Genomic DNA, 6,113 nt, shown 5'->3' on the forward strand with positions numbered 1-6,113 from the left:
CACGGCGCCCGCGCCGGGGCGCCCTCGGGGCGCTCGACCTCGTGCCCGGCGGCCGCCCAGGCACTGGTGCCGCCGACCAGGGTGGCGGCCGGGATGCCGGCCGCGGCCAGCGACTCGCAGGCCCGGCCCGAGCGGTTGCCGGAGGCGCAGACGATGAGCAGCTCGCCGCGCGCGGCGACGGTGCGCAGCGCCGGGAGGGCCCGGTCGAGCTGGTCGAGCGGGATGTTCAGGGCGCCGGGGACGTGTCCGGCGGCGTACTCGCCCGCGCTGCGGACGTCGACGACGGTGAGCGCGGCGAGGCGCGGGTGCGCCTCGGCCGGGGTGATCTCGGTGAGCGTGGCCATGGGGTCTCCTTGCGAGAGGGGAAAGGGAAGGGGAAAGGGGTCAGAGCAGGGCGTCGGCGCCCATCACCGCGGCGACGCCGAGCAGCAGCACGGCGAAGATCCGCTGGAGGACGGCCCCGGAGAGGCGGGCGGCGAGCCGCTTGCCGTCCCAGGCGCCGAGGACGGCGGCGGCGGTGAACGGGGCGATCACCGCCCAGTCGAGTCCGGCCGCGCCGCCGCCCCGGGTGACCAGCGAGGCCGAGGCGTTGACGGCGATCACCGGGAGGCTGGTGCCGACGGCGGCCTCCATGGTCAGCCCGACCGCGCCGACCAGGGCCGGCACCGCCAGGAAGCCGCCGCCGACGCCGAGCAGGCCGGTCAGGGCGCCGAGCCCGGCCCCGGAGGCGGCCGCCCGCCCGGGGCGGGCGCCGGGCGCCGGTCCGTCGGCCGGGGCCGGACGGGCCGGGCGCAGCATCCGCACCGCGGCGAGCGCGGCGACCAGCGCGAAGGCGCCGGTCAGCACGCTCTGCGGCAGCCTGGCGGCGGCCGCGCCGGCGAGGGCGGCGGGGAGCAGCCCGGCGGCGGCGAAGGCGAGGGCGGTGCGCCAGCGGATGGTGCCGGCCCTGGTGTGGGCGACGATCGCGGAGATCGAGGTGGCGAGGACGATCAGCAGGGCGGCGGTGCTGGCTTCGGCCGGGGAGAGCCCGAGCAGGTAGATCAGCGCGGGGACGGCGAGGATGCCGCCACCGCCGCCGAGCCCGCCGAGCACCAGCCCGACCACCGCCCCGGCGGCGAGCGCCAGCAGCAGCGTGGTCATCGGACCGCCCCGGGGAGTGCGGCGGCCGCGGTCACCCGCAGGGCCGGGCGGGGCGGTTCGCCGGGCACACCCGTGCCCAGGCCCCGGACCCCGGCGACATGCCCGCGGGCACCGGGTGCATCGGACACCGCCGGGGCGGTGCGTATACAGAGCGCATGGATCGGGACGGACGGGGAGGAGTGGTGGTGCATGGTGGTGCTCCTGCTGGGGACGGTGCCGGGGGGAGGTCAGCCGGTCACGACGGTGAGGCCGGCCTCGGGGGCGGAGGTGAAGGCGTCGTCGACGGCGATCACCTCGCGCCCGGCCGCGTCCAGCAGGGAGGCGGCGATGGCGGCCCGCATGCCGCCGGCGCAGTGGACCCAGACGGGGCCGTCCGGCAGTTCGGTGCTGCGACGGTGGAGCTGGTGCAGCGGGATGTGGTGGGTGCCGTCGAGGTGGGCGGCGGCGCGTTCGGCGGCGCGGCGCACGTCGAGGACGACCGGGGCCGGGCCGCCGTCGCCGGCCGCGAGCGCGGCGGCGAGGTCGGCGAAGGTGGCGCGGCGGAAGGCGCGCGGCCGTTCGCCGGGCAGCAGCCAGTTCTCCGGACCGCCGGTGGCGGCCGCGCCGGGGCGGTCGATGCCGACCCGGGCGAGTTCGCGCTGCGCGGCGGCGAGCTGCTCGGGGCTCCCGGCGAGCAGGGTGACCGGCTTGCCCCACGGGATCAGCCACGCGAGGTAGGTGGCCAGCTGCCCCTCGGCCTCGATGTTGAACGAGCCCGCGAGGTGCCCGGCCGCGAAGGCGGTGCGGGCGCGCAGGTCGACGACCCACTCGCCGGCGGCGAGGCGGCGGGCGAGTTCGGCGGCGTCGGCCGGGGCGGGCGGGGTGAGGTCGACCGGGGCGGGGCCGGCGGCGTTGAGCGGCCCCATGTGGGCGTAGTAGGCGGGGATGTCGTCGAGCCCGGCGAGCAGGTCGGCGACGAAGGTGTCGACGTCCTTGACCAGGGCCTCGTTGCGGTGCCGCTCGGCGCCGATGGTGGTGGCCGTGCCGGCGCTCTGCCCGGCGGAGCAGAAGCTGCCGAAGCCGTGGGTGGGCAGCACGGCCACGTCGTCGGCGAGGCCGTCGGCGAGCCGGTGGGCGGAGGCGTGCTGGGCGCGGGCGAGGTCCTCGGTGAGGCGGGGTTCGACCAGGTCGGGGCGGCCGACGGTGCCGATCAGCAGCGAGCCGCCGGTGAACGCGGCGACCGGGTGGCCCGCCTCGGCGAGCACGTAGGAGGTGTGGTGCGGGGTGTGGCCGGGGGTGGCGACGGCCCGCAGGGTGAGGCCGGCCGCGGGGTCGACGTCGAAGTCGTCGCCGTCGTGGACGAGCACCCGCCGGTAGGAGACGGCGGCGTCGGCGGGGACGAGGTAGTGCGCGCCGGTGACCCGGGCGAGTTCGAGGCCGCCGGTGACGTAGTCGTTGTGGACGTGCGTCTCCGCGACGTAGGCGATGCGCACGCCCCGGCGGGCGGCCGCGGCGATGACCTGGTCGATGTCGCGCGGCGGGTCGACGACGACCGCTCCGCCCGGACCGCCGGCCAGGTAGCTGCGGTTGCCGAGGCCCTCGATCTCCAGGGTGTCGACGAAGAACACGTGCCCCTCCTTCTCTGAGCCCTTACCCCCGGGGGTATCTTCCCTCTGCCATCGACTGTAGCAGAGATACCCCCAGGGGCATCGCTGGGCGAAGTCCGGCGGACCGGATACGGTCCCGTGCATGATCACCACCGACCCCACGCCCGCGCCCGGCCCCGTGACCCCCGACGACCTGGCCGCCGTGCTCCGCCTCGCGGTGGACACGCTGCGCGCGGCCCCCGCCGACGCCGACTGGTCCCGCCCGGCCGGCGCCGTCGACTGGGACTGCTGGAGCACCGTCGAACACCTCGCCGACGACCTGCTCGCCTACGCCGCCCAGCTCGGCCCGGAGCACCCGCCCCGCGACCGCTACGTCCCCTTCCTCGCCCGGCGCCCGTTCCCCGGCGGCCCGAACAGCTTCGTCTTCGCCCGGCGCGAGGACGGCCCCGAGGGCCTGCTGGAGGTCCTGGAGGCGAGCGGCGGGCTGATGGTCGCCGTCGCGCGGACCAGGACGCCCGAGGTCCGTGCCTTCCACCCCTGGGGGCTCGCCGACCCGGCGGGGTTCGTGGCGATGAGCCTGGTGGAGGTACTGGTCCACCTGCACGACGTCGCCGAGGGGCTCGGGCTGCCCTGGGAGCCGCCCGCCGAGGTCTGCCGCCGCACCCTCGCCCGGCTCTTCCCGGACGTGCCGGCCGATCCCGGCGCCGGGCCCTGGCCGACCCTGCTCTGGGCCACCGGCCGCACCGCGCTGCCGGGCCGCCCGCCGCGCACCGGCTGGCGCTGGTACGCGGAGGTGCGGGAGCCCGGCGCCCGGGCCTGACGCCGCCTCACCCCCGTCGACGCCGCAGGTCGCAGGGCCTTTGCGCACTCCCCCGGTACACGTTCTATTGTGGCGGCGCGGCGGCGGCGCGGCCGGGAGGCGGACGCCGCGGCGGACCGGCGGTGGAACGAAGGGGTGGACGTGGCGGGGCGGCGGAACGACGGGGTGCTGGCGGTCTGGGCGGAGGCGCAGCGACAGGAGCAGCGCCGGGAGGAGGCCCGGTGGCGCGCCGAGGCCGCCGAGCTGCGCCGGCGGGAGCGGGAGCAGCGCGAGGCGCAGAAGGCCGCGGCCCGCACCGAGCGCGAGGCGCAGAAGGCGTACCAGCAGGCCAGGGAGGCCGAGGCGGCCCGGCGGACGGCCGAACTGGACGCCCGGGTGGAGGAGTTGCGCGGCCTGCTGGCGGCCGGGCTGGGCGGGGCGGCGTTCCGGGCGCAGAGCCTGCTGGCCCCGCGCCCGGTGCCGCCGTTCGAGCCGGGGCGCCTCGGCGAGCCGGTGCCGATGCCGGACCAGTCCCGCTACCAGGTGCCGCCGCCGGACCCGGTGCAGGCCCGCAATCCCGGGGTGTGGCGGCAGTACGAGCAGTACGTGGCGCAGGCCCGGGCCCGCTTCGAGCAGGACTGGTACGCGGCGCAGGCGGCGGAGGCGGACCGGCAGCGGCGGCTGGCCGAGTACCACGGGCAGTACCTGGAGTGGGTGGCCCGGTGCCGCCGGGAGGACGAGCAACGGGCCGCCCGGACGGAGGAGTTGCTGCGCCGGCTGCGGGCCGGCGAGGCGGAGGCGGTGCAGGAGTACTTCACCGCCGTGCTGTACGCCTCGGCGGGCTGGCCGGAGGGCTTCCCGCACCGGCTGGTGGCGGCCTGGGAGGCGTCCAGCCGCCAGCTGGTGGTGAACTGGGAGCTGCCGGGCGCCGACGTGGTCCCGGCGACGGCCCGGGTGCGGTACGTGAAGTCGGACGACCGGGAGGCCGAGGTGGCCCGCCCGGCGACCGAACGCAAGGCGCTGTACCGCGAGGTGCTGGCGCAGACGGCGCTGCGGGTGGTGACCGAGCTCTACCGGGCGGACGGGGACGGGCTGCTGGCCTCGGTGGTGCTCAACGGCTTCGTCCGCGGCATCGACCCGGCGACCGGCCGGGAGGCGGAGCGGTTCCTCACCACCGTGACGGTCGACCGGGGCGAGTTCGCCGGGCTGGCGCTGGACCGGGTGGCGGCGGTGGAGTGCTTCCAGGGCCTGGGCGGGGTGCTGTCGGCACGCCCCGAGCGGCTGGACGAGGTGCGGCCGGACCGGCTGCCGGAGACGGTCGGCGGCAGCGTGGCGGGGCAGGGCGGCGAGGACGACCCGGACCTCTTCGCGATGGACCCGATCGAGTTCGAGGAGCTGATCGCCGAGCTGTTCCGGCTGCGCGGCTTCCGGGTGATGACGACGGCGCGCAGCGGCGACGCCGGGGTGGACGTGGTCGCCGAGGACCTCGATCCGGTGACCGGCGGACGGATCGTCATCCAGGCCAAGCGCTACCGTTCGACGGTCTCCCCCACCGCGGTGCGCGACCTGGACTCGACGGTGCGCCACCACGGCGCGATCAAGGGCATCCTGGTGACCACCGCGGGCTTCGGGCCCGGCTCCTACGAGTACATCCGCAACAAGCCGCTGACCCTGGTGAGCGGTCCCGAGCTGGTGGAGCTGCTGGCGGAGCAGGGGCTGCGCGGGCGGCTGGGCGAGCGGACGAACGGCGGCGGGCCGGCGGCGGGGACCGCCCGGACCGCGCCCGCGACGACCACCCTGGCGCTGTCGTGGCGCAGCCGCACGGCCGGCGGCGACCCGGTCGAGCTGGACGTCTCGGCCTTCCTGTGCGCCGACGGCCGGGTGCTGGACGACGAGCACTTCGTGTTCTTCAACAACCCGCAGGACCCGCAGGGCGCGGTCCGGCTGCACCCCACCCGCTCGGTGCCGGGCGAACCGGTCCGCCGCGCCGAACTCACCCTGGAGCCGGGGCGGCTGGCGCCGGGCGTGGACGAGGTGGTGGTGGCGGTGTCCACCGAGGAGGAGGAGCCGCCGGTGCTGCCGCTCGGCTATGTGCACGGGCTGGCGCTGACGGGCGCGTTCGGCCCGGACGCCGACGGTCCCGCCGCGTGGGAGGCGGCCACCGGCGGGGTGTCGCAGAGCGCGATGGTCCTCGGGTCCTTCCGGCGGCGCGGCGGCGTCTGGCGGTTCACGCCGGGCGGGACGCCGGTGGAGGACGGTCTCGCCGGGCTCGCGGTGCGCTGGGGCGTCGCGGTGGAGTAGCCGTCGCAGCACGGATCTCAGGGTCGGGTGTCATACCTGAGGAGGAGATGACCCCCCGCCGGACCGCCGGGTCGGCGGGGGGCCCGTGTACCCGGGGGCGACAAACCGGACACGAACCGGTTGCGAGAATGGATGGGAAGACGATCTTCCGATTTCCGTTCCGCACCCTCAGGAGTCTCCCCGTGACGATGCCCGCAACCGCCGTCCGCACCGGCCGGGCGGCCGCCCGCGCCACCGGCCTGAACAAGGTCTACGGGGAGGGGGAGACCCGCGTCGTCGCCCTCGAC

At 77.1% G+C, this 6,113-nt stretch carries 5 protein-coding genes; 2 read left to right on the top strand and 3 right to left on the bottom strand.

All coding sequences use genetic code 11. The features are described 5' to 3' along the window. From ACFXAM_RS37300 to ACFXAM_RS37310, 3 genes are all read right to left on the bottom strand, one after another. Positions 1 to 344 (bottom strand): rhodanese-like domain-containing protein (locus ACFXAM_RS37300; RefSeq protein WP_380298212.1); only part of this gene is annotated, 344 nt, incomplete at its 3' end. Positions 345 to 384: 40 nt separating this feature from the next. Next, the gene (locus ACFXAM_RS37305) at positions 385 to 1,140 is read right to left on the bottom strand and encodes a sulfite exporter TauE/SafE family protein (protein ID WP_380298213.1); all 756 of its coding nucleotides are present in this window, start codon (positions 1,138 to 1,140) and stop codon (positions 385 to 387) included. A 227-nt stretch (positions 1,141 to 1,367) separates the two neighbouring features. Next, the gene (locus ACFXAM_RS37310; RefSeq protein ID WP_380298214.1) at positions 1,368 to 2,747 is read right to left on the bottom strand and encodes a rhodanese-like domain-containing protein; all 1,380 of its coding nucleotides are present in this window, start codon (positions 2,745 to 2,747) and stop codon (positions 1,368 to 1,370) included. A 121-nt stretch (positions 2,748 to 2,868) separates the two neighbouring features. Here ACFXAM_RS37310 and ACFXAM_RS37315 point away from each other — a divergent pair, with 121 nt between their 5' ends. Next, entirely contained in the window at positions 2,869 to 3,546 is a 678-nt protein-coding gene (locus tag ACFXAM_RS37315; protein ID WP_380298215.1) for a maleylpyruvate isomerase N-terminal domain-containing protein, read from the top strand. Positions 3,547 to 3,687: 141 nt separating this feature from the next. Further along, complete coding sequence (locus ACFXAM_RS37320; protein WP_380298217.1) at positions 3,688 to 5,826, top strand: restriction endonuclease; 2,139 nt, start codon at positions 3,688 to 3,690, stop codon at positions 5,824 to 5,826. Positions 5,827 to 6,113: the final 287 nt, after the last annotated feature.

Source organism: Kitasatospora sp. NPDC059462, assembly GCF_042749955.1.
Taxonomy (GTDB): Bacteria; Actinomycetota; Actinomycetes; order Streptomycetales; family Streptomycetaceae; genus Kitasatospora.